Source organism: Pseudoalteromonas sp. 4NS20-0020, from assembly GCF_057554385.1.
On the sequence record NZ_BAAJMI010000001.1, the window covers coordinates 186,873 to 210,100 of the forward strand.

General features: G+C 39.9%; 23 protein-coding genes, 1 pseudogene and 1 riboswitch. Of the genes and pseudogenes, 17 read left to right on the top strand and 7 right to left on the bottom strand.

Translation table 11 applies throughout. The features are described 5' to 3' along the window. The first annotated feature begins 84 nt into the window (after positions 1-84). From AC27JL_RS00750 to AC27JL_RS00780, 7 genes are all read left to right on the top strand, one after another. On the top strand, positions 85-750 hold the full coding sequence (locus AC27JL_RS00750) for a methylamine utilization protein (protein ID WP_487194579.1): 666 nt from the start codon (positions 85-87) through the stop codon (positions 748-750). Further along, positions 740-3,055 (top strand): bifunctional diguanylate cyclase/phosphodiesterase, encoded by a 2,316-nt coding sequence (locus AC27JL_RS00755; RefSeq protein ID WP_341219634.1) that lies wholly within the window; start codon positions 740-742, stop codon positions 3,053-3,055. Before AC27JL_RS00750 ends, AC27JL_RS00755 begins: the two co-directional genes overlap by 11 nt. Next, the gene (locus tag AC27JL_RS00760; protein ID WP_487194580.1) at positions 3,042-3,878 is read left to right on the top strand and encodes a DUF3034 family protein; all 837 of its coding nucleotides are present in this window, start codon (positions 3,042-3,044) and stop codon (positions 3,876-3,878) included. The genes AC27JL_RS00755 and AC27JL_RS00760 overlap by 14 nt, the downstream gene beginning before the upstream one ends. Further along, positions 3,878-4,303 carry a group I truncated hemoglobin gene (locus AC27JL_RS00765; protein ID WP_487194581.1) on the top strand — a complete coding sequence of 142 codons (426 nt, stop codon included), beginning with the start codon at positions 3,878-3,880 and terminating at the stop codon, positions 4,301-4,303. Before AC27JL_RS00760 ends, AC27JL_RS00765 begins: the two co-directional genes overlap by 1 nt. 87 nt (positions 4,304-4,390) lie before the next feature. After that, positions 4,391-5,458, top strand: a complete 1,068-nt coding sequence (locus tag AC27JL_RS00770) for a CDP-glycerol glycerophosphotransferase family protein (RefSeq protein WP_248518656.1) — start codon at positions 4,391-4,393, stop codon at positions 5,456-5,458. Continuing rightward, positions 5,455-5,850 carry an FAD synthase family protein gene (locus AC27JL_RS00775; RefSeq protein WP_039036343.1) on the top strand — a complete coding sequence of 132 codons (396 nt, stop codon included), beginning with the start codon at positions 5,455-5,457 and terminating at the stop codon, positions 5,848-5,850. Before AC27JL_RS00770 ends, AC27JL_RS00775 begins: the two co-directional genes overlap by 4 nt. Positions 5,851-5,930: 80 nt before the next feature. Further along, positions 5,931-6,761 (top strand): sulfurtransferase, encoded by an 831-nt coding sequence (locus AC27JL_RS00780; RefSeq protein WP_487194848.1) that lies wholly within the window; start codon positions 5,931-5,933, stop codon positions 6,759-6,761. A 413-nt stretch (positions 6,762-7,174) separates the two neighbouring features. Here the strand turns inward: AC27JL_RS00780 and AC27JL_RS00785 are convergent, their stop codons facing one another. Further along, complete coding sequence (locus AC27JL_RS00785; protein WP_487194582.1) at positions 7,175-7,534, bottom strand: DUF5522 domain-containing protein; 360 nt, start codon at positions 7,532-7,534, stop codon at positions 7,175-7,177. 43 nt (positions 7,535-7,577) lie between these two features. On the opposite strand from AC27JL_RS00785, the gene AC27JL_RS00790 reads away from it, so the two are divergent. Further along, positions 7,578-7,904 carry a hypothetical protein gene (locus AC27JL_RS00790; RefSeq protein WP_487194583.1) on the top strand — a complete coding sequence of 109 codons (327 nt, stop codon included), beginning with the start codon at positions 7,578-7,580 and terminating at the stop codon, positions 7,902-7,904. A gap of 64 nt (positions 7,905-7,968) precedes the next feature. Here AC27JL_RS00790 and AC27JL_RS00795 read toward each other — a convergent pair whose 3' ends face one another. Continuing rightward, positions 7,969-8,937 carry a class 1 fructose-bisphosphatase gene (locus AC27JL_RS00795; protein ID WP_487194585.1) on the bottom strand — a complete coding sequence of 323 codons (969 nt, stop codon included), beginning with the start codon at positions 8,935-8,937 and terminating at the stop codon, positions 7,969-7,971. 154 nt (positions 8,938-9,091) lie between these two features. Between AC27JL_RS00795 and AC27JL_RS00800 the strand changes: the two genes are divergently transcribed. Both AC27JL_RS00800 and AC27JL_RS00805 read left to right on the top strand, forming a co-directional pair. After that, on the top strand, positions 9,092-11,521 hold the full coding sequence (locus tag AC27JL_RS00800) for a zinc-dependent metalloprotease (RefSeq protein ID WP_487194586.1): 2,430 nt from the start codon (positions 9,092-9,094) through the stop codon (positions 11,519-11,521). Positions 11,522-11,668: 147 nt separating this feature from the next. Continuing rightward, positions 11,669-12,442 (top strand): YggN family protein, encoded by a 774-nt coding sequence (locus AC27JL_RS00805; RefSeq protein WP_006792053.1) that lies wholly within the window; start codon positions 11,669-11,671, stop codon positions 12,440-12,442. A gap of 27 nt (positions 12,443-12,469) precedes the next feature. Here the strand turns inward: AC27JL_RS00805 and rsuA are convergent, their stop codons facing one another. Further along, complete coding sequence (gene rsuA, locus AC27JL_RS00810) at positions 12,470-13,168, bottom strand: 16S rRNA pseudouridine(516) synthase RsuA (RefSeq protein WP_487194587.1); 699 nt, start codon at positions 13,166-13,168, stop codon at positions 12,470-12,472. A gap of 59 nt (positions 13,169-13,227) precedes the next feature. Between rsuA and zapE the strand changes: the two are divergent. Further along, positions 13,228-14,337: pseudogene (zapE, locus tag AC27JL_RS00815) on the top strand (cell division protein ZapE). A 44-nt stretch (positions 14,338-14,381) separates the two neighbouring features. Here zapE and galE read toward each other — a convergent pair. After that, positions 14,382-15,398 carry a UDP-glucose 4-epimerase GalE gene (gene galE, locus AC27JL_RS00820; protein ID WP_487194588.1) on the bottom strand — a complete coding sequence of 339 codons (1,017 nt, stop codon included), beginning with the start codon at positions 15,396-15,398 and terminating at the stop codon, positions 14,382-14,384. A 271-nt stretch (positions 15,399-15,669) separates the two neighbouring features. On the opposite strand from galE, the gene AC27JL_RS00825 reads away from it, so the two are divergent. Further along, positions 15,670-16,161, top strand: coding sequence for a DUF3016 domain-containing protein (locus tag AC27JL_RS00825; RefSeq protein ID WP_006792057.1), 492 nt, complete (start codon positions 15,670-15,672; stop codon positions 16,159-16,161). Positions 16,162-16,201: 40 nt separating this feature from the next. Here AC27JL_RS00825 and AC27JL_RS00830 read toward each other — a convergent pair whose 3' ends face one another. Further along, the gene (locus AC27JL_RS00830) at positions 16,202-16,492 is read right to left on the bottom strand and encodes a hypothetical protein (RefSeq protein WP_008130233.1); all 291 of its coding nucleotides are present in this window, start codon (positions 16,490-16,492) and stop codon (positions 16,202-16,204) included. Between the two features lie 71 nt (positions 16,493-16,563). Here AC27JL_RS00830 and AC27JL_RS00835 point away from each other — a divergent pair, with 71 nt between their 5' ends. Further along, positions 16,564-16,773, top strand: coding sequence for a hypothetical protein (locus tag AC27JL_RS00835; RefSeq protein WP_006792059.1), 210 nt, complete (start codon positions 16,564-16,566; stop codon positions 16,771-16,773). A gap of 8 nt (positions 16,774-16,781) precedes the next feature. On the opposite strand, the gene epmB is transcribed toward AC27JL_RS00835, so the two are convergent. After that, the gene (epmB, locus tag AC27JL_RS00840; RefSeq protein ID WP_243532626.1) at positions 16,782-17,795 is read right to left on the bottom strand and encodes an EF-P beta-lysylation protein EpmB; all 1,014 of its coding nucleotides are present in this window, start codon (positions 17,793-17,795) and stop codon (positions 16,782-16,784) included. 41 nt (positions 17,796-17,836) lie between these two features. On the opposite strand from epmB, the gene efp reads away from it, so the two are divergent. Further along, complete coding sequence (efp, locus tag AC27JL_RS00845) at positions 17,837-18,403, top strand: elongation factor P (RefSeq protein WP_006792061.1); 567 nt, start codon at positions 17,837-17,839, stop codon at positions 18,401-18,403. Between the two features lie 100 nt (positions 18,404-18,503). Then, positions 18,504-19,478, top strand: coding sequence for an elongation factor P--(R)-beta-lysine ligase (gene epmA / locus AC27JL_RS00850; RefSeq protein WP_487194589.1), 975 nt, complete (start codon positions 18,504-18,506; stop codon positions 19,476-19,478). Positions 19,479-19,731: 253 nt separating this feature from the next. On the opposite strand, the gene AC27JL_RS00855 is transcribed toward epmA, so the two are convergent. After that, a complete protein-coding gene (locus AC27JL_RS00855; RefSeq protein WP_487194590.1) occupies positions 19,732-21,849 on the bottom strand; it encodes a TonB-dependent receptor in 2,118 nt (705 codons plus the stop codon). 129 nt (positions 21,850-21,978) lie between these two features. Here AC27JL_RS00855 and AC27JL_RS00860 point away from each other — a divergent pair, with 129 nt between their 5' ends. Beyond that, on the top strand, positions 21,979-22,383 hold the full coding sequence (locus AC27JL_RS00860; protein ID WP_058428325.1) for an acyl-CoA thioesterase: 405 nt from the start codon (positions 21,979-21,981) through the stop codon (positions 22,381-22,383). Between the two features lie 121 nt (positions 22,384-22,504). Further along, positions 22,505-22,903, top strand: a complete 399-nt coding sequence (locus AC27JL_RS00865) for an META domain-containing protein (protein ID WP_487194591.1) — start codon at positions 22,505-22,507, stop codon at positions 22,901-22,903. Positions 22,904-23,003: 100 nt separating this feature from the next. After that, positions 23,004-23,112, top strand: a riboswitch (TPP riboswitch). Positions 23,113-23,228: the final 116 nt, after the last annotated feature.

The following is a 23,228-nucleotide window of genomic DNA, read 5'->3' on the forward strand; positions in this document are numbered from 1 at the left end:
TATTTTTAGTTACTGGGCTATATTCCTTGCAATTAACCCCTGTAATTAATTACCTTAACCTAACGTTAATAGTTAGGTGTTGTTATGTTTGAACGTTGTTTGCAAAAAATAACTAAAAGTTGCCGTTTTTTAACCATGGGTTTGTTTTTTGGTTACTTTTCTAACGCCGCTGCACTGGAGTTGGTAGTAGAAGATCAACACGGTAGTAAACTAGCAAATGCTGTTATTGAGCTACACTTTAACGCCGAGCAATTAGCCAAGCCAAATCTTCCTGTAGCCACTATGGACCAAGTTCATAAACAGTTTTTGCCAGAGCTATTAGTGGTGCAAAAAGGGCAGCAAGTTGACTTTCCAAATAGCGATAATATTCGCCACCATGTGTATTCTTTTTCGCAAGCTAAGCCTTTTCAGCTAAAGTTATATTCAGGGCAACCAAAAGCACCTATTACTTTTGATAATCAAGGAGTCGTTGTTTTGGGGTGTAATATTCACGACTCCATGGTTGGCTACATATATGTGGCAGGTAGCAAACATGTTTATAAAACAAATAAGCAAGGCAAAGTAACCTTGCCAAATAACCTATTACCGATTGAATTAAGCGTATGGCACGCTTTGCAAACAGCACCTTTGGAGAATAAAAAAATTATAACAGTAAGCGCTAAAAGCAAACACACCATGACGGTAAACACATCTACACCAGCACCAAGAAACACCTTTGGTAGCAAATTTAAGGCTGGTAATGACTCATAGTTTAAAAAACCGAATTACCTCACTCTGCGTAGGGCTGGTGTTATTAACAACGCTTGTGAGTGTTGCTAGTTTTTGGTGGTCAACAAGTCAGTTTCAAGAACAAAAAGTAGACCAAGACATAAGTGTTGCGCAAAACGTTTATAAGCAATATTTAACCTCAAAAGAAAGCCTATTGTTAACAGCAGCTAAAGTATTAACTGCCGATTTTGGTTTTAAACAAGCGGTTGCCACGCGCGATGCGGGTACCATAAGCAGTGTTTTGTATAATCACAGCCAACGGATAGACGCGCAATTAATGTTGCTTATAGATTTATCGGGTCAGCTAATTTCGTCAAATTTAGAGCAAGGTGCCTTTGAAGACGACTTGCGACCTTTACTCGCAGAGCTATTTAACGCACAAGAGCAATCCACATTTGTAGTGTTAAACAATGAGCTTTACCAGGTTATTTTATTACCTGTAAAAGCCCCAAGAACCATAGCTTACAGTTTAGTAGGCTTTAAAATAGACGACAGTGTTGCAAGTGAGCTTAAAAGCTTAACGGGCATGGATGTAAGTTTTGTAGGCAGTGCCGACAACCTAGTAATTAGCTCGCTAGATGAGCGCCCAACGCCTTTTGAACCGGTGAGTTATTTTAACTCGGCCACCACCTCACGAATATTTGGCGAGTACCCGGTTTACCGAAACCGAGATATTAATTTAGCCTCTTTGGCAACACACCCAATTATTATTTTATTAAGCGCCGATTTAACACAAAGTTATAGCGATTTTGAAAAGCTATTTTTTACCCTTATTATTTTGTCTATCTTAACGATGTTTGTAGGTGTAATAACAAGTAGCTTATTAGCAAATAACTTAACAACGCCGCTTTCTCAGCTGGTTGTAATTGCTAAGCAGTTTGCGCAAGGTAATTATAATTTTGAGTTTAAAGGTAAAAAACAAAGCACAGAAATAACGACCTTAGTTAATGCGTTCGACAACATGGGTAACGACATCAACAAGCGTGAACAACAAATTAGTTTTCAGGCGCGACACGATACTTTAACCGGCTTTTATAATCGCTCTGCGATGTTGGAAGTGTTGGACAAAGAATTAAGCGAATTAACTCAATATACGCTTGTAGCTATTGATATAAAAGGGTTACGCCATATAAACGATAAGCTTGGCCCGCGCATTGGCGATGAATGTATAAAAACCGTGGCATGCAGAATAAGTGAGTTTTCGGATGAGTTTGGTGGGATTCATGCGCGTATTGGGGGAGATGAGTTTTTAACGGTATTTCCAAGCAGTGCGGTTAGCGAGAAAAAGTGCGGCATAGAGGGATTAATTGCTAGGCTCCAAGAGTGTTATACCATTCAAAAGCTAAAAATTAACTTACAGTTTAGTACCGGGGTATTGCAGTACCCATCGCAAGGTACTGCCAGTGACGACTTAGTAAGGCGAGTGCTTATTGCCGTAGAAAATGCGGCCAATAACCAAAACCATATACATTATTACCAAGATGGCGAGGACGAGGCCCACTTAGATCGTTTAATTATGCTTGATGAATTAAAGCAAGCTATTAGCGACGACGATGGTCAGCTGTTTATGACCTACCAGCCTAAGCTGCATATGCAAACTCAAAAAATAGATAAAGTTGAGTCGCTTATTCGTTGGCAGCGTAAAGATGGCAGCTGGGTTAATCCCGAGTTATTTATTGATTTAGCTGAGCGCTCAGGGCTAATTGTTGAACTAACTGCATGGGTAATAAATACCGTTGTTGCACAAGTTGCCGACTGGAAGTCGAAGGGTATTGAGCTTCAAGCCGCTATTAATGTATCTGCACAAGATATTGCGTTTCCGGGGTTTCATGCCGCGTTAGTCGCTACGCTTAAAAAACATAATGTGGATGCAAGGTTAATCACCATTGAATTAACCGAGCGCGACATGATAGAAAACGAAGAAAAGGGCATAAAAGCGCTTAAAGATTTAAAACAAATTGGCGTTAAAATATCGCTTGACGATTATGGGGTAGGGCAAACATCGCTGGGGCGTTTAAAAATGTTGCCTATTGATGAGCTTAAGCTTGATAAATGTTTTATTTTAAAACTAGATGCCTCTCAAAAAGATCAATTCATAGTGCAGTCGTCAATTACGCTTGGGCATCAGTTAGGTTTTTCGGTGGTGGCTGAAGGGGTCGAAACCGAAGAGTCGTTAGCTTTACTTAAAACAATGCAGTGCGACCATGCACAAGGTTACTACCTTAGCCGGCCTTTAAAAGCTGATTTATTAGAACAATGGCTGGAAGAATACTATGGTAAAAATTAAGCATTTATTTGTCAGTGTTTTATTGCTAATAAGTTTGCCAACGGTTGCCAACAGTAGCGGAAAGTTACTAGCAACACCTGGTGTATCTCAAGTTGAAGGTAGCGGCGGTGGCGGTATTGTGCCTTGGGCTCAGCTTGCGGGTTATGCGAGCGAAGATGAATTTTCGGTAAATGGTTTTTGTAGCCGAGCTGATGTGAGTGATTACGCATTAAATGTATGTGGTGCGCAGTTAAACTTATTTAATCGGGTAGAGCTAAGTTACGCAAAACAAGAGTTTGACGTGCCAGCACTTAACACAGAAATAGAGCAATCGATTACCAGTGCAAAAATACGTTTATATGGTGATATTGTTTACAGCCAATTGCCGCAGTTAAGTTTAGGTATACAGCATAAATCGCTAGATGACGGCACCGTAGCCAAACTTGTTGGCGCAGAGGATACCAGCGGTACAGATTATTACTTGGCTGCCAGTAAGCTTCACTTAGGTGCACTTGCAGGTTATAACTGGTTTTGGAATGTAACAACACGCTATAGTGAAGCCAATGAACTGGGACTACTCGGTTATGGTGGCGGCAATGCGGAAAGCGCGTTTTTATTTGAAGGTAGCACCGCTGTATTTTTAAGTCGTGAATTGGCAATCGGTATTGAGTATCGTCAAAAAGCGAATAACTTAAACTTGGGTGAGCAAGACTGGAAAGACGTTTTTGTTGCCTGGATGCCTAATAAAAACGTGAGTGTAACTGCCGCATATTTAGATTTAGGGCGTATTGCAGGGGCAGACGATCAAACGGGTTGGTACTTATCGGTAACAGGGTATTGGTAATGAAGTTAATTGCAGTTGGGTTTTTATGTGTTGGTATTTTAATGGGCTGTACGAATAAAGCACCGCCTACTTTATATTACCAAATTGGCGGCAACGCCGGCATAGAAAAACTAATTGATAGCTTTATTAATCAAATAGGCAACGACGAGCAGGTATTTCACTATTTTAAGCACACAAACATAGCGCATTTTCGTCAAGGTTTTATTTTGCATATGTGCATGCTTACTGATGGTCCGTGTAAATACAGCTACGCAGGTGATTCAATGGTAGACATACACACCGGCATGAATATAACAGAAAAAGATTTTAATCATGTTGTTGATTTGTTGGTGAATGCCATGAATGAGCAAAACATACCTCATCCTATTCAAAATAAAATTTTGTCAAAAATGGCGCCATTAAGAAGCGACATTATTAACATATAGTGGATAAACATTATTTTCTGTTTACCTACAATACAAGCCATTACTTATGTACAATGAACAATATTGTTACTTTATTGTATATTTTTCATGTTTGTATATTTCGACGTCCAGCATATTTATTATTTACCTCAATATATACCTGTAATTGAAAAATTATCACAAAGAGGTCATCAATGCGCATTAGTATTTTATAGATCTCAAGAAAAACAATTTATAGATATTTGCGAGACATTCGCAGTTGAACATTCAATAAAAGCAATTTGGTTGGAAGATAAATCAAATACATTAGATTTCTATCAGGGTGTTGAGTGTGATTGGGTCGTGTTTGGTAATGCGTTTTTAGACGTTGATAAGCTCAATAATAAAAGTGTATTAATGCAGCATGGCATAGGTCCAAAAAGCTGCTACTACGATGTATCAAACACAACGACTACCGTTCGCTTTGTTGAAGGTGAACATCGTTTAAAACGATTAAAAAACTTATATCCAAATGGTAATTTTGTTGATAGCGGCTATGCGAAATTAGATCCAATTATTAACAACTCAGTCGAAAAAGTTGACTTGGCTGGGTTGGGTTTAGATAAGAATAAGCCAACACTTTTATATGCCCCCACTTTTTATCCGAGCTCTATTGAGTGTATGAGCGATGATTTTCCAGAGTGTTTTCCTGATTATAATATTATTATAAAACCACACTTTTTTAGTTTGTCTAAACCGCGTTATAAAAAACAAAAAAGTAAAATCATGCGCTGGCAAAAATATAATAATGTTTATTTAACAAGTGAAAGTGAATTTAACTTAACGCCTTTTTTAGCGGTTGCAGACATAATGTTATCAGACGCGTCGTCTGCTATATTTGAGTTTGCAGCTCTAGATAAGCCTGTTGTGTGGTGTGACTTTTACAAGTTGCGATGGAATTATAGAGGTATATTTTCTTATCGTTTTAAGGCACGGCTTGATGAGGACATAAATTATTTTCACAAAATTTGTCAAAGGGCTGAACAGTTCAGTGATGTTGTATCTGCAGTTCAGTTGTGTGCCTCAGAATCGGAAGAGTTTAGATTTAACCGGAAAAAAATTATAGAGCAGCTTGCAGGAAAAATAGATGGAAATTGCGCTGACCGTATAGTTAATTACTTAGAGAGTTATGAATGAAACGAGTTATTACATTTGGTACCTTTGATATTGTTCATGTCGGTCATATTAACATTTTAGAACGCGCCAAATCCTTAGGTGACTATTTAATTGTTGGGATATCATCAGATGCACTCAATATGCAAAAGAAGGGTAGAACTCCAGTTTATAGCGAAAGTGATAGAGTTAAAATAATTAGTTCTTTACGCTGTGTCGATGAAATTTTTATAGAGCATTCCCTTGAGCTCAAAGGCGATTATATAAAAGAACATGATGCAGATTTGTTAGTAATGGGGGATGATTGGGCAGGTAAATTCGATAACTTCAAAACGTTATGTGACGTACAATACTTAACTAGAACACCTTCCATTTCAACTACGGAAATAATTGAAGTAGTTCGCAATCCTTCATAGAAACTTATAAGAGCGATAATTGAGTAATATTTTGATTATTACTCCAAACCCCATTAGCTCTATTATTAAAAGGGTATCAAATCAAAAACCTAATAACCTGTCAGCAATTACAAAAAAGGCTAAACGACCCTACTTTAGTTTTGTTTGATGCGGGTATGCTTCGCCCCGGTGTTTTAGGAACTTATGTGCCTGAAGCTATGCTACCCAATGCAAAGCGGTTTGACATAAAAAATGAGCTAGCAGATAAATCAAACCCGCTATCAAGCACAATGTGTAATGCACAGCAGTTTACACAGGTTATGCAGCATGCGGGTGTAAACCATGATTCGTTTATTGTGGTATACGAAGATGCTGGCTTATTTAGTGCTGCAAGGGCGTGGTGGATGCTAAAAGCCATGGGGCATCACAATGTAAAGGTTTTAAATGGCGGCCTTAAAAAGTGGTTAGCGTGCGGCTATGCAGTGCAGCACGGTTATAGTGAGGCTTTAACGTGTGGTAATTTTGAAGCAAGTTATAATCCAAATTACTTTATTGACCGCCAGCAAGTATTAGCAGCAATAGATGATGCAAATACTATATTGTTAGATGCGCGTGCCTATAAACGCTTTACTGGTGAAGAGAGTGAACCTCGAAAAGGCATGCGAGGTGGGCATATACCACAAAGCCGTTCATTGCCTTTTTTAGATACATTAACTAATGGCGAGGCTAAAGCTTTTGAAGAAATAAAGATAAAATTTGAGAACGCTGTAGGTACTGCAGAGTATATTCAATTTAGCTGTGGATCAGGTATTACAGCGTGTATTTTAGCTTTATTTGCTGATGAATGTGGTTATAAAAACTTAAGTGTTTATGACGGTTCTTGGAGTGAGTGGGGCGCGAGTGATTCATTGCCTATCACCAAAGATGTATAAGTGAAAATACCATAACAAGCAATTTTTGTAGGCGCCTTGCTTGCTGGCACGTTTAATTTATACATAGTCACATTAACAACCTTTGCGTGAGCAAGCTTCACGCCTACGTGTGGGTAACTTTAAATGTTTATTACCACCGAGAGTACCGAGGCGCTGCGCGCTACACTGAGTAGAGCGTAACGTTTGATTGGTTTTAAAATTACTTCTCCTGCACTACTCCTTGTTTTCTCTGTGGTGAATAAGTCACTTTTTGTTGTATTACTTAATAGCATTTAATTACCACCGAGCGCACCGAGGCGCAGCACGCTACATTGAGTAGAGCGTAACGGTTGATTGGTTTTAAAATTACTTCTCCTGCACTGCTCCTTGTCTTCTCTGTGGTGATAATAATGTTTTATTCACTTTGAAACTTTTTACAGCTTGTATCCATACGGGCAGTTATTACAGCCATTTTTACAACAGGTTCCTCGCTTTAAAAAAAACCACTTACTAAATACCATGTATCCATTTTGCATCGTGTAGTCGAGCTCTTCAATTAAGTTATCGTTTCCTTTAAATGCTTTTGCAAACGCAATTTGATCTTTAATTGGTTGGGTATATAGCTCTTCAAGGTAGTGATTAATTTTATTAAGTGTACAGGTTTGGCACAAACAGCTTGTTGCAGCTGCGTCTAGGGGTAAAATGGCAGGTAACTGGTTACACCAACATGCGGTTATATTATTTACATTACAGTTAAGCACTGTATTACATTGGCTGCAGTTTGTTTGAGTCATTTTAGTTCTTATCAACAGTAGAGCACCAAGAATAACAAACATTATGAATATACAAAAAGCATTAGCAGAATTTATTACGTTTTCGGCACAAAGAGACGATGCAATATCGGTTATTGTGTCAACGCCTGCATATGGTCAAGCGCCCTTATATACATTAAAAACTGACGTATTAGTTGGTGTAATTAAACGCTGTTTGAGTGGTGAAATAGATTTAGATGACTTAGAGCTTTGGGCTAACGTTATTGAGTCACGAAAAGACGTTGATTGCGCTGAACACGAGGGCGTTATTTATGCGCTAAGTAATAGCGAGCAAATGGGCGAGCTTGATCACCAAAAGCTTGAAAAAATACTGGCATTGTTAAAGGATTAAAGTTTAGGTTAACTTAAAACCGCATTTAAATTAGATGCGGTTTTAGTATTTTTTGACAACGTGGTTACTTGTGATATCCCAAGCAGGTTTCTACTTCGTTTTTAGATCCTAAAATAACCGCTACACGCTGGTGGATAGCTTCTGGCTGAATATCCATAATACGTTCAGACCCTGTTGAGGCAATGCCGCCGGCTTGTTCTACTAGCATAGCCATTGGGTTTGCTTCGTAAAGCAGGCGCAGTTTATTGGGTTTACTAGGATCTTTAGTATCAGTTGGGTAAGTAAATACACCGCCTCGGCTTAGTACGCGATGAACATCGCCTACCATGGCTGCAATCCAGCGCATATTAAAGTTTTTAGCGCGCGGGCCGGTATCGCCTTGTAGTAAATCATTTATGTAGTTTTGCATAGCGGGTTGCCAATGACGCTGATTAGACGCATTAATTGCAAACTCGTTTGTATCTGCAGGTATAGTGGCAAAGTCTTCTGTTAGTAAAAAGCTCCCTTGGGTTTTATCAAGGGTGAACATGCGTGTGCCTTTACCTGTACTAAGCGCCAACATTGTTGATGGGCCGTAAAGTACATAACCTGCCGCAACTTGCTTGTGGCCAGGTTGCATAAAAATACTTTCGTCTGCTGCATCTGAGCCTTCAGGCGCTTCCATAATTGAAAATATAGTCCCTACCAGCGAGTTAATATCGGTGTTTGACGACCCATCAAGTGGGTCAAATGCCACAATATATTTAGCGTCGGGGTTTCCTGCAACGGTGTAATCTTCTTCTTCAGAGGCAATGGCTTTAACTGTGCCCGACTCCAGTAAAATATCTTTTAATAGCTGATTAGATAATACATCGAGCTTTTTTTGCGTTTCGCCTTGAATGTTTTCATCAAGTGTTGAGCCCAATACGCCAGAAAGCGCACCTTGACCAACACGAAACGATATTTCTTTACATGCCGCTAAAATAGTTCGGATTAATGATAATAGTTCTCTTGGGCAACCATCTTCTAGCAATACTGGAGGGAGTCTACGCATTCTATTTTCCTGATAACGTGTTAAAACCAATCATAATGTGAGAGAGATTAGTTTAGAGCGCTGAAATTCGTCTTAAATATCTGTATTGTTTAAATACCGCCCTATAATGGGGGCACCTAATCGTACCTAAAACGCCAATAACAAAGATAAGATTATGAAAAAAATACCACTACTAAGTTACATATTCTTTACCGTGTTGTGCTCTATCATAACTCAAGCGCACGCAGCAATTAAGTCAATTGATGAATTTACTACACAAATGAACCACTTTCCGGGGTATTACTCGTTTTATTACGATACTCAAAACGGCAAAGTGTATTTAAAGGTAGATAAGTTTGAGCAGCAGTTTTTATTACAACAAAGTTTGCCATACGGGATAGGGTCAAACGATATTGGGCTTGATCGAGGCCAGCTTGGCAACACGCATTTGGTACAATTTGAGCGCTTTGGCGATAAAGTTATGCTGCGTGCTGTAAATACTTACTACCGTGCTAATACTAGTAATAAAGCTGAACAGCAAAGTATTAAAGAGGCATTTGCATCAAGCATATTGGCGGGCTTTAAAGTGGTTGCAGAAGAAAAAAGCACAGCACTTATTGATTACACACCTTATTTATTGAGCGATGTACATGGAGTAAGCCGTACATTAGCTGCCCGTAAGCAGGGTAATTTTAACCTTGATGAATCACGAAGTGCGGTTTACATGGCGCGTTCAAAAGCCTTTGTAAAAAACACCGAACTTGAGGCCGTGCTTACATTTAAAGGCGCAAAGCCGGGTAAGTTTGTACGCCAAGTTAGCGCCGACCCGTACACTGTTACCGTACATATGCACCATTCACTTATTCAATTACCAGATGATAATTACACACCACGTAAATTTAACCCGCAATCGGGCTTTTGGAGTATTGAACACAAAGATTACGCAGCGCCTTTAGGCGAGTCGATGTATGTTCGTTATATACCGCGTCACCGCTTAGCAAAAAAAGATCCGAGCTTACCTATTAGCGAGCCGGTTGAGCCTATTGTTTATTATTTAGATCCCGGTGTACCAGAGCCAGTTAAAAGCGCCTTACTTGAAGGCGGTAAGTGGTGGAATGATGCATTTAGCGCTGCAGGATATAAAAACGCGTTTATTGTTAAAGTATTACCAACCAATGTTGACCCCATGGATATTCGTTACAACGTAATTCAGTGGGTGCATAGGGCAACACGTGGCTGGTCATACGGAAGCTCAGTTATTGATCCGCGCACCGGTGAAATATTAAAAGGACATGTAACCTTAGGATCGCTTCGTGTTCGCCAAGATATTTTAATTGCAGAAGCGCTGGCTGCTCCTTATTTTAAAGGCGATGAAGTTGCTAAAAACTTACACGCTATGGCGCTTGATCGTATTCGCCAGTTAAGCGCCCATGAAATTGGCCATACATTAGGTATTGCCCATAACTTTGCGGCATCAGTAAGTGATAGAGCCTCAGTAATGGATTACCCGCACCCATTATTGAGCTTTAATGAACAAGGCAAGCTTGATGTAACTCGTGGCTATGCAACCGGTATGGGCGTATGGGATACGCAGGTAATTAAATACGGTTATAGCGACTTTACAAATCAAGATGAAAGCGCAGAGCTGGCCGCAATTTTAAAAGAGAATAAAGCCAAAGGGTTAGCGTTTATTTCAGATTCTGACGCGCGGGCTAAAGGGGGCGCTCATCCAACGGCTCACTTATGGGATAACGGCGCTAACCCATCAGAAGAGCTTTTACGTGTTTTAGATGTTCGTAAAAAGGCACTTTCGCAATTTGGTATTAATAATATTAAGTCCGGTGTTGCGCTATCTCAGTTAGAAGAAAAGCTTGTACCACTTTATTTATTTCATCGTTTTCAAGTTGAGTCTGTGGTTAAGTTAATTGCAGGTGTAAATTACGAATATGAAACACGCGGTGATGAGCCTGTCCAAGGCGCTCAGGTTGTTGATAAGCAAGTGCAACAAGATGCAGTTAATGCCATTTTAGCAACGCTTACAGCCAAAAATTTAGTTATACCTGAATCGGTATTATCGTTAATTCCGCCAAAAGCATATGGTGAGTCTAAATCGCGCGAAAGCGTAGTGGGGCGTACAGGGTTAACACTTGATGCAATGGCTTTACCAGAGGTGGCAGTGCAGCATAGTTTATCGTTGTTGCTTAATCCACAGCGCTTAAATCGTTTAGCGCAACAACAAGCCCGTAATAACCAATTTTACAGTTTAGATGCGTTATTAAAGCAGTTGTATAGCCATGTTTATAATGTATCGTCGCCCGACACAATGAAAGGCAAAGTAACCCAGCGTATACAGTTTTTAACAGCAAAAACGTTTGCTGACTTAGTGGCAAATAATAATGTAAGCCCAGAGGTACAAGCGCAGCTTCGTTATTACTTAGTTAAGCTAAGTGACGACTTTAATCAAAACACTATGCTGAGTAATACAAGCACCGGTGAAAGCGCATTTAAGCAATACCTAGCGGTACAGGTAAAACACTTTTTAGCTAATGGAGAGTGGCCTAATAACTTTAAGGTTCTGCCTATACCGCCAGGTTCACCCATTTAATTTTATAAGGGCGCAGGTTAATACGCCCTGAGCTTTAAACGCCTTTATAAGCAGCGCTTCGATAGTATCAAGCGCTGTTTTTTCTTGCATAAAATTGGTTTTTTGTTAACCTACTTGCCTTCCATTTTTTGTCTTTTTGAGGTGTATATGGCGTTTTTATCTCGTGCGATTTTATCGCTGTCCATTGCACTTTCAAGTACCGCTGCCTTTGCTCAAAAACCGTGTGATGTTGAACTCAGACACGGTCTAATTATTACCGATGACGTAATACGAATTGTTGATAAAGGCCAAACACGAGTGCAAATTAACAACAATACCCAGCTCTTTATTCGTGGCTATTGGGTCGATTTAGGTGAAGATGAAAGCAAAGTACTGGAGCAATTTAGCCAAGGCATTCGCCAAACAGTACCCGAACTTGTAAATTTAGCCACCGACGGTGTTAATTTAGGGCTGAGTGCTATTGAGCAGGTGGTTGAGGGCATGTCGGATAAAGAGCCTGAAGTACTTAAAACCCAACTGCAATACGTAGAACGCGCGTTGATGGATAAGTTTAAGCGAGGCGACGACTTTTTTTTTATAGCTCCTCAATCACTTTCTCAAATCGATGACTTTTTTACAAAAGAAATAAGCCAAAAAATCCACTCGGCGGTTCATGGCTCGTTAGGTGCTATTTTAGTGTCTTTAGGGGATGCGTTTAAATCGCGTGAAGGCAATATTGAGGATCGCATTAACGATATGGGTCAACGCATGGATATCATCACGAAAGAGATTGATAAGTCATTGCAAAAAAAAGCAGACCAATTAGAGCTAAAAGCGTCAGAATATTGCGAATACCTTAATACGTTAGATGTCACCGAATCTCGCTTACAAGCGATTGTACCGGGCATGGCAGACTTTGATTTAGTGCAAATTAAATCGTAAGGGAAAGTGGTTCGTTATCAGACCGCCCTATAGTTTTATCTCATTTTCAGTTAACAAGCGGTATTCGCCTGGCGCTAAGTCTTCATCTAACTTAATACCCGTAATTTGCTCACGGTGTAATTCAACCACTTTGTTATCAACGGCGTAAAGCATGCGCTTTACCTGATGGTACTTTCCTTCACTAATTGATAAGCGTAAACCGTAGTTAGCTAAGCGCTCAGCAATAGCGGGGCGGGTGGCATCTTTTTCATTGTGTAGCATAACGCCTTCGCGTAATTGCTCAAGCGCTTCGTCGGTAATTGGTTCTTGGGTTTCAACTAGGTACGTTTTAAATTTATTACTGCGTGGTGAGGTAATTTTATGTGACCAGTCGCCATCGTTAGTGATAATAACTAAGCCTGTTGTGTCTATATCTAATCGGCCTGCCACATGAAAGTCACTCATATTTGGCTCATCAAGTAAGTCAAAAACTGTTTTGTGTAAGTCGTCACTATTTGCGCACACATAACCAACAGGCTTATTTAGCATAAAGTAACGTTTACCTAAAAATACTAATGGCTCACCGTTATGTAATACGGCATCTTCTTTTGCTAACTGAAAGTTATGTGCTGTAATCACCTCACCATTTACGCTTACTTCTTTACGCTTAATACTAGCGCGGGCTTGCGTGCGCGGTACTTCTGCTAAGTGGCTAATAAATTTATCTAAACGGCAAGGGAATTTCATTTTGGTTCACATTTTTAGTCGGCTACAATGGGCGCGATTATAGCCGATAGTGAAATACCATGACAGTGCACAGCACACTAATTTTAAACCTATATAAGGCCAAAGTGGCCACTGGTGAGCTGACGTACGATGCTGCCCAGCAACGTGCGGTTATGGCATTAAATACCTTAAGCATACAACTTCAGACACCGGTAAAATGGTGGCAAAAAACACCAAATATAAATGGAGTTTATTTGTATGGGCCGGTAGGGCGCGGTAAATCTATGTTAATGGATTTATTTTATAACAATGTGCCAGTGGTAAAAAAACAGCGACTTCACTTTCATCATTTTATCGCACATGTTCATAGTCAATTAGCTGAGCTATAAGGCCACGCTAATCCGCTTACATTGATAGCGAAAAAATGGGCTAAAAACATTAAAGTATTATGTTTTGATGAGTTTTTTGTCAGCGACATTGGCGATGCCATGATTATGGCTAGATTGTTTAAAGCGATGTTTGAGCAAGGTTTAGTGCTGGTGGCTACCTCTAATGCAAAACCAGAACAGCTTTATAGCAACGGCCTGCAACGCGCGCGATTTTTACCTACTATCGATTTAATTAACAACCACTGCCACATAGTCAATGTGGCCGGTGAGGAGGATCATCGCTTTAGATATGGTAAAAATAGCCGCCACTATTATATCAACTTACCGAGTGATGATTTTAAAGCTATTTTTGTGCAAGCGAATTCACAGGTTACTTTTTCAGATGTAATTACGATTCACGGCCGTAAACTTAGCTACCAATTAAAAGCGCCTAGAGCCGTAATCATTGATTTTATGGCTTTATGTTCAGGCCCACGTAGTGCAAACGACTATATGTTTTTAGCATCCCAGTTTGATGTATTGTACGTTAATAATGTGCCTAAAATGGGTGAAACCGCAACGGGTAAAACGATTGTGCATGGAATAGAAGATAGCTACCAGCGGGAAAAGCAAACGCTTGAAGAACACACTTTAGACGACGAGGCTCGGCGCTTTATTGCATTAGTGGATGAATTTTATGACTGTCAAAAATTACTGATCATCAATGCTCAGGTAAATATAGAGCATTTATATGTGGGTAAAAAGCTAAGCTTTGAATATGCGCGAACGCAATCGCGGCTAGTAGAAATGCAAAATTGGTAAAAAACGCGCTTAACGGTTTGTGGCTAAGCGCAAATTTAATGACTTTACTTACTGTAGCCATTTGGATTGTTTGACTGCCAGCGCCATGTATCTTGCATCATGGCATCAATTCCGCGTTTAGCTTCCCAGCCCAGCTCATTAAGGGCTTTTTCTGGTGCGGCGTAACATGCAGCAATATCGCCAGGGCGACGAGGTGATACTTGGTATGGTACTGCTTGGTTACTTGCTTTAATAAATGCATTAACCATTTGCAGAACAGAATAGCCATTACCAGTGCCAAGGTTATATACAAGTGCACCCGTATTTGTAGCTATTTTATCAAGCGCTTTTAAGTGGCCAATAGCTAAATCTACAACGTGAATGTAGTCGCGTACGCCTGTGCCATCAATGGTGTCGTAATCATCACCAAATACGGCTAACTGCTTGAGTTTACCCACTGCTACTTGAGCAATGAATGGTAATAAATTATTAGGAATGCCATTAGGATCTTCACCAATTAGGCCCGATTCGTGAGCACCTACAGGATTAAAATAACGCAAAATAGCAAACGCAAAGCGCTCGTCAGATTTAGCGATATCCTGGAGCATCATTTCAACCATTAACTTAGATGTGCCATAAGGGTTGGTAGTACCGCCTACAGGGAAGTCTTCTTTGATTGGTAAGCTTGCAGGGTCGCCATAAACGGTGGCAGATGAGCTAAATACTAACTTAAATACGCCCGCATCTCGCATAGCATCAACTAAGGTTAACGTGCCTTGCACATTATTTTGGTAATACTCTACTGGTTTAGCAACCGATTCGCCAACCGACTTTAAGCCTGCAAAATGAATAACGCTGTTAACCGTATGCTTTACAAATACTGAATCTAAAAAAGCTTTATCGAGTATGTCACCTTGATAAAAAGTTACTTCTTTTCCCGTAATTTGTTTAACGCGAGCCAGAGACTCTTGCGATGAATTTGCTAAATTATCTATAACAACAACATCACTTCCTTGTTGCAAAAGTTCTAAAACGGTATGCGAGCCAATATAGCCTGCGCCACCGGTTACTAAAATAGTCATGAAAGCTCCGTAGGGTTCTTTATTCAGTTGTTTTAATTTCAACATAAAATGGCATAGTTTACATGCTTTATATTTAATTTTTTGTTTGCAAAGAAGATGGTTTAAAGTAGTTTTAAAAGGTACATCAGATTACATTTTGTTCGTTTATAATTACATTTAACAACTATGATTAAGTTATAGTTAATATATATCTGTTAGGATTATTTAATTAAGGTAAGCAATAAAGTCACACCATATACGTTGTGTTATGGATTACTTTTTGGAGATAGCTATGAACTCAGTTACAAAAATTTCAATGGCACTGTGTGTTGTATTGCCACTATTTACACATGCTGGCGAGTCTGCAGTTAAGTGGCATGACTTTAAAGACTATCGCGATGTGCGTGCATCAAACCAAACTAAAGCGTCTTACCATAAGCAAATTACTAAGCAGTTTGAAAAACATTTTTCCAAGCTTGCTGAGCAACTGCCAAAAGATTATAAGCTGAATGTCGAAATTACAGATGTTGATTTAGCTGGTGATGTACGTTTCAGTGGCACAAGTGAAATACGCGTTGTTGAACCTATTTTTTTCCCACGTATTAACCTGAACTATTCGTTAGTTAATAAAGAAGGCGATGTAATAAGTGAAGCAAATGATGTTGAACTCAAAGACATGGGCTTTATGGATAGAATAAGAAGAGGCCGAGAGGAGTCATTTGACCACGAAAAAAGATTACTCACACAGTGGTTTGGCGAACAAGTATTAACAAGTATTGATTGAGTTAACTTGCCGCTTAAGAGCGGCAAGTGATTAACTTTGGTTATTTAAACGTGGCGAGTAAAGTGAGTAACTGTTGTAATTTAATGACGGTTGTTTTTAACTTTTCTTCGTTAAAGCCATCGGTTGATAAACTTTCTACGTCGGCTGCAACGTCTAGTACATAGGGTTTGAAACGCTTTGCTTCAAAGTCAAAACCAGCGTCTTTTCCAAATAAGGCTTTAAATTTACCATGGCCTTGTTGTTGTAATTCGTCTAGTTTTTTGTCGGCATCAAGTGCCTGACGATAAACAATTTTTAAGTTAGCGTTGAGTTGTTCAATTATAGAATCCATGGTTTTCCTAAAGCTTTGTACTGCATGGCCGATATAATACGTGGATTACATTTAAAAGTCAGGTTAGTAATATGAATATATCAGGTTCAAGTTTACCCGTTATGTCAGGGGCTAGCGAAAGTGGTGAAGTTTACAGCGCTTCTTTGGCTAAAAAACAGCAACAGGCAGACGGCGCAGCTGCGCTTGCACTAATTGAAGGTGCTGCGCAATCATCAAGTGCGCAAACACCGGCTAAATCGGTGACTGCAACACTTGGTAATAACATAAACGTATACGTTTAAATGTCGCTCTAAATGAGTTTGAGATCTATAGGGGTTTTACTTTTTTGACCGCCTATTTCTCTTACTAATTTAGGCACTAAAAATCCGGGCAGAGCTTTTAAAAGCTCTGCCATTATTTTTATTGCTTGCTCTTCGTTAATATCAAAGTGACTTGCGCCTTCAACTTTATCTAGCAAATACAAATAATACGGCAGCACGTCGGCATCAAATAACGCTTCACTTAAATTTATTTGTGCGTCAACCGTATCGTTCACGTCTTTTAAAATAACCGCTTGATTTAATAGCATAACGCCTGCATGTTTAAGCTTTTGCATTGCGGCTTTAAACTCATCATCTATTTCGTTGGCGTGATTTATATGGTTTATAAATACAATTTTTAGTGGTGATTTTTGTAAGCGGGCACATAGCTCGTCGGTAATTCTCGCAGGTATTACCACAGGCAAACGGCTGTGTATTCGCATACGTTTTATTTGCGGTAATTTTTCAAGCTCATCTAAAAACCAGCTAATGGCATCGTCTTTGGCCATAAGCGGGTCGCCACCACTTAAGATCACTTCGTTTATATTGGTATCTGATTTTATATAGCTAAGGGCATCTAGTAGGCTTTTTTTATTAAGTTGGTTTTCTTGATACGGAAAATGACGTCTAAAACAATACCGACAATTTACCGCGCAACCGGTTTTAAACATAACTAAAACACGCGATTTATACTTATGTAAAATCCCGGGTTGATCGTTGTCTTGCTCAAGCAAAGGATCTTTATTAAACCCCGATTTTTTTAAAAACTCTTGATGACGAGGCATAACTTGCAGCAATAGAGGATCGTTTGCATCACCTTTACGCATTTTTTTTATAAAAGGCACTGGCACCCGTACCGGAAATAAACTGCGAGCTTTTAGGTCGTTTTCATGGACTTGGCTCGATAAACCAACCATTTCAAGCAAGGTTTTTGGACAGGTAACTACATTTGCTAATTCTTTTTGCCAGTTTTTATGCAAATTTGCTTCATTTCTTTGTATCATTGGCACGTAGATTACTCGAAAAAATTAAAATAGAGGAAACGATGGCGAATTATAGCACCAACGAGTTCAAGGGCGGCCTAAAAATTATGATGGACGGCGAGCCTTGCAGTATCTTAGAAAATGAAATGGTAAAACCTGGTAAAGGCCAAGCGTTTAACCGTGTTCGTATCCGCAAGCTTATTTCTGGCAAGGTACTTGAAAAAACCTTTAAATCAGGTGAATCGGTTGAAGGTGCTGATGTTATGGATACGGACTTAGCGTATCTTTATACAGACGGTGAATTTTGGCATTTCATGAATAACGAAACATTTGAGCAAATTGCTGCTGACGAGAAAGCTTTAGGCGATGCTGGCAAATGGTTAGTTGAAAACGATGTATGTACTATCACACTATGGAATGGCAGCCCAATTGCAGTTACTCCACCAAACTTTGTAGAGCTTGAGATCACTGAAACAGATCCTGGCCTAAAAGGTGATACAGCGGGCACGGGTGGTAAACCAGCAACACTTAGCACGGGTGCAGTAGTTCGTGTTCCATTATTCGTTCAAATTGGCGAAGTAATTAAAGTAGACACCCGCAGTGGTGAGTACGTAGGCCGTGTTAAGTAATATTTAACGTAGCTTAATAATACCAATTCGCAAAGAGCAACACGGCCTAAGCGAATTGGTATGAATCCCAGCCTATGCTGGGATTTTTTTTGGAGAAAATATGTCAGCAACACTTTGGGCGCCCAGCGCAAATATAAAAACATTAAAGCAACGCGCAGAAATTTTACGCACGATTCGTGAATTTTTTTACGTACGAGATGTAATGGAAGTAGAAACACCGAGCTTAAGTGCTGCTAGTGTCACTGATGTTCACTTGGCAAGTTTTAATACTTCATTTATGGGCCCCGGGCATGCTGGTGGTTTGCCTCTTTATTTACAAACATCCCCCGAGTTTGCAATGAAACGCTTGTTAGCGGCCGGTTCAGGTTCTATTTTTCAGCTTTGCAAAGCATTTAGAAATGAAGAGGCGGGCAGCCATCATAACCCTGAGTTCACGATGCTTGAGTGGTATCGCCCTGGGTTTGACGAATTTGCATTGATGGATGAAATGGATGAGCTAATGCAGTGTGTACTTGATGTGGAGCCAGCAACGCGTATTACTTATCAGAATGCATTTAAACAAGTATTAGGCCTGGATCCATTGACAGCATCTTTAGATCAACTAAAGGCGCATGCTTGTGAGCACGGCTTTGCTGACATAGCTAAAAACGAAACTCATAAAGATACCTTGCTACAGCTGTTATTTTGTATGAAAGTAGAACCGAGCATTGGGCAAACTAAACCCTGTTTTGTCTATCACTTTCCTGCCTCACAAGCGGCATTAGCGCAAATTTGTGAACACGATGAGCGAGTCGCTGGTCGTTTTGAACTCTATTATAAAAATATGGAGCTTGCGAATGGCTTTAACGAGCTAACCAACGCAACAGAACAAGCTAAACGCTTTGATGAAGATAACCAGTATCGTGAAGCGCACGGTTTAAAACAAGTTCCGATGGATTCGCGCTTAATTGCTGCATTGGAGCATGGTTTACCGCAATGTTCAGGCGTAGCATTGGGGATTGATAGGCTGGTAATGCTAGCAACTAACAAAGACAAAATTAAAGATGTAATTGCCTTTGATGTAGATAGAGCCTGATACTTGCCCTGTAAGCGCACAGCTTGCTGGCGCGTTAAAGCGAGGCTTTGAAAGGTTGTTTGATTATATCGATTGTACTTAAATTAAAGTAATTAGAGGCGTTGCTTCTCACGTGAGCAAGCTCGACGTCTATAAATAAAAACACCGCGCTTTAATTAAACGCGGTGTTTTTTAATCTTTAACTGACAACTGACAACTGACAACTGACAACTGACAACTGACAACTTACAACTTACAACTTACAACTTACAACTTACAGCTCTAAAGTAAACGTTATACCCACTACTCTTGGCTCACCTAATTGTGTGTAGGTATGCGTTTCGTAGCCATCAAGTGGGTCGTTACCGAACTCAAAACCACGCGTCGGCACAGCTTCATCAAACACGTTGCGTGCCCATGCGCGTACTGACCACATATCAGTTTCGTAGCCAAAGCTTAAATTAACTAAGTTGCTGTTAGGCGCTTTTGAGTTATGGCTATCTGAGAAGTAGTAATCATCCTTTCCCTCAATACCCACCATGGCATAAAAAGCGTTGGTAAAGTTATAGCGTGCAGTGAATGCGTATTGGTATTTAGGCGATTGCGCTTGCTCACGTCCATCTTGGTTTAAACCAGATTGCGTTACAAAGTCATCTATTTCTGTGTCTAAATAACCAGCGCTACCAGTTAACAATAAGTTATCGGTAAGTCGGTAATTACCTTCAATTTCGAGGCCGTAGTTACTACCAGAGCTTGCGTTATCAACGTAGCCTGTAAACTGCTGGCCTTCAACTTGCCATGCTTTTAATTGAATGTCGTCGCGGTGCATATAAAATGCTGCTAAGCGAAGCGTTAAAGCGTCATCAAGTGATGATCCTTTAACGCCAAACTCACCGCTCCATAAGTATTCAGGGTCGAAGCTGGTGTGCTGTTGAAAAAAGTTAGCGTCTAGGTTTAGGCCTTCATCTTTTGCTTTTGCAAGCGCTTCAGAGTTAATACCACCGGCTTTGTAGCCACGCGTAATACTTGCGTAGATCATAGTGCGATCTATTACTTGATACTCAAGCGCGACTTTACCACCGAGCATAACATCGTCGGTTTCTTGTATAAAACCGTTACTGTCGGTGTAATCACCTTGGTATTGCTCAACACGTAGGCCTGTTATTAAAGTGGTTTTTGGGCCAATAGGGGTTGCTACTTGGCCATACAATGCAATATTGCTGGTTTCATAGGTAGAGGCAAATGGGCTTGCAAGCCATGTGTATTGGCGCTCTAAATCAACATCGCGGTTTTGATAATAAAGACCCGCAACCCAGTTACCGGTTTTATCGTTAAACTGTAAGTTAGCTGATTGATCATCGCGATCGCGATTATAAATATCAGTAGAGCTGTAACCCCAAGGGTGTAAGCCTGCAGCACAAAGTTGCGGCTCGTTAATATCATTACATACCCAGTCTTCATCGTAGCTGTAAAGTAACTCGCTATCGATTGCTGAAACATTAAGGCTTACATCAAATTTATCGAAACCCGTGTAAGTGTTAGCAATACCTACCGCGTAACTTTTTTGGTTATCTTGACCTGGTTCATCCGCAACGCTGTCGCGGCTGTTGTCGAGCGTAAAAGCATCGTAACCATTGTTTATATCAATATAATGAAAATTTAACTCAGTGTTTAGGTTTTCAGTAAGCTGAGAGTTTAACTTAAAGCGTGCAACTTGCTCGTCTTGATTTTGTGTTGACTCGTTCAGGTATAAGTTGTCTACGTAGCCGTCAGATTTTCTGCGAAAGTAACTAACACGAGCCGTTGTATCGTCGGTCAAACCAGTGCTTGCTGCAAGGCCTGCTTCATGGCTGTTGTATGTGCCAGCACCTAAGTGAAGTTTTAAACTCGGATCGCTAGTTGCTTTAGCTGATTGCATTTGGATCATACCGGCCATGCCGTCTGCACCAAAACGTGTTCCTTGTGGCCCACGGTAAATTTCTACTTGGTCAATATCAAATAATAATGAGCTGCCGCCAAGGCCAGAGTAGTTAATGCCATCAATAACTAAACCAACTGAAGGGTTGATAGGGTCAACAAATTGTGAGCGTAAACCCACGCCACGAATTTGTATAAAACGCCCACGAGACGCACCCGCAGTGAAGTTTACGTTAGCGGCACTGCCTAATACTTCGTCTAAGTAACTTGCACCACGTAGGCTTATTTCTTCTTCACTGAGTAAACTTGCACTGGCACTTAAAGTTTGAATAGTTTCTCGTTGAAAGTCACCGGTGACCACTATTTTTTCTATGTCGCTATCATCAGCATTAGCTGAAAAAGGGGCGCTCATTAGCGGCAAAAGTGCGGCAGTGATTAAAGACAAACGTAAGTTCATTTTGTTACTTAACTCCATTTTAGGGGCTTATGCTGGGGTCTGTTGACCTTTTAGTATTAATCTTAAAAGATAAACTGACCCTAGTAATTATTTTTATACCTGTGTTATAACGCAGCGATTATACGTAAAAAAACTAGGATTACTAATATGACTTTTAAAGTTGATTTTAAAGTACGTCATTACGAATGCGATTTACAAGGGATCGTTAATAACAGTGTTTATTTTAATTATTTAGAACATGCCCGCCATGAATTCCTATTTTCGAACGGTGTTGACTTTGCATTACTTGCTAAGCAAAAAGTTAATTTAGTTGTGATTCGTAGTGAAGTTGATTACAAGCACTCATTGGTGCCAGAAGATGAATTTTATGTGTCTGTAAAGCCCGTTCGTCTAAGTCGTTTAAAGTTTGCGTTTGAGCAAACTATTGTACGTAAACACGACCAGCAAGTAATGCTCAAAGCAAAAGTAATAGGTACTGCCGTTAACGAAAAAGGGCGTCCTTTTTTACCACCCGAAATGCAAACCCTATTCAACAATAATGATTTAGGCTAACTCATATTCCATATATAACGTTTTATGAACAAAAAATTACATTTAAAACATGCAAATTTAACGGATAAATCGCATAAATATTGTTATTATGACATTAATTAGACAATGAGTTAGTAGCAGTATGAAATTAGCAGCAATACCGATGCTTATAATCGGTTTATGTGTTGGTTGCGCATCAACAGGGACCGTTACCAGTGAGCAGCTAAAGTACACACAATGGCAGTTATCTACAATTGATGATCTAGCCTTAGAGGAACAATACACGGCCTCCGTTAGCTTTATAGAAGCGCTTCAAGTAAATGGGTTTGCAGGATGTAACCGATTTTTTGGCGAGGGTGAACTTAACGAAAGTAGCCTTAGTGTGCAAAAAGTTGGAATGACCCGAAAATCTTGCGGCGAAAAAACAGATCAGTTTGAACAGCAGTTTTTAAAAACGTTAAAGCAAGGTGCAACGCTTAGCATGCAAGGTCAAAAATTAGTTATGCAAGGCGAGCAAAAGTTTGTATTTGTTGCTAAATAAATTTTAGAGTTTTAAAAAATGACCCCTTGCGGGTCTTTTTTAACTGGCGTACACTCAACGCAGATTTAATAAGATTGTTTATTAAATCAACGAACAATTTATATACTTGTCGGAGTGCCTAAGTATGTTGCTTAGGCTGAGATCGCGAAAGCGGGATCCGTGAACCTGATCAGGTTAATACCTGCGTAGGGAACAAGCTGCCTTAAACGGGACGCTTGTGCGTCTTTTTTTATGCGTGCAATAAAGTGATACCCATTTTTATAGGCTGCAAAGTGGCATGAAGCTACTTTACGATCTTTCTCTATTCCTTTTGGAATATCTGACA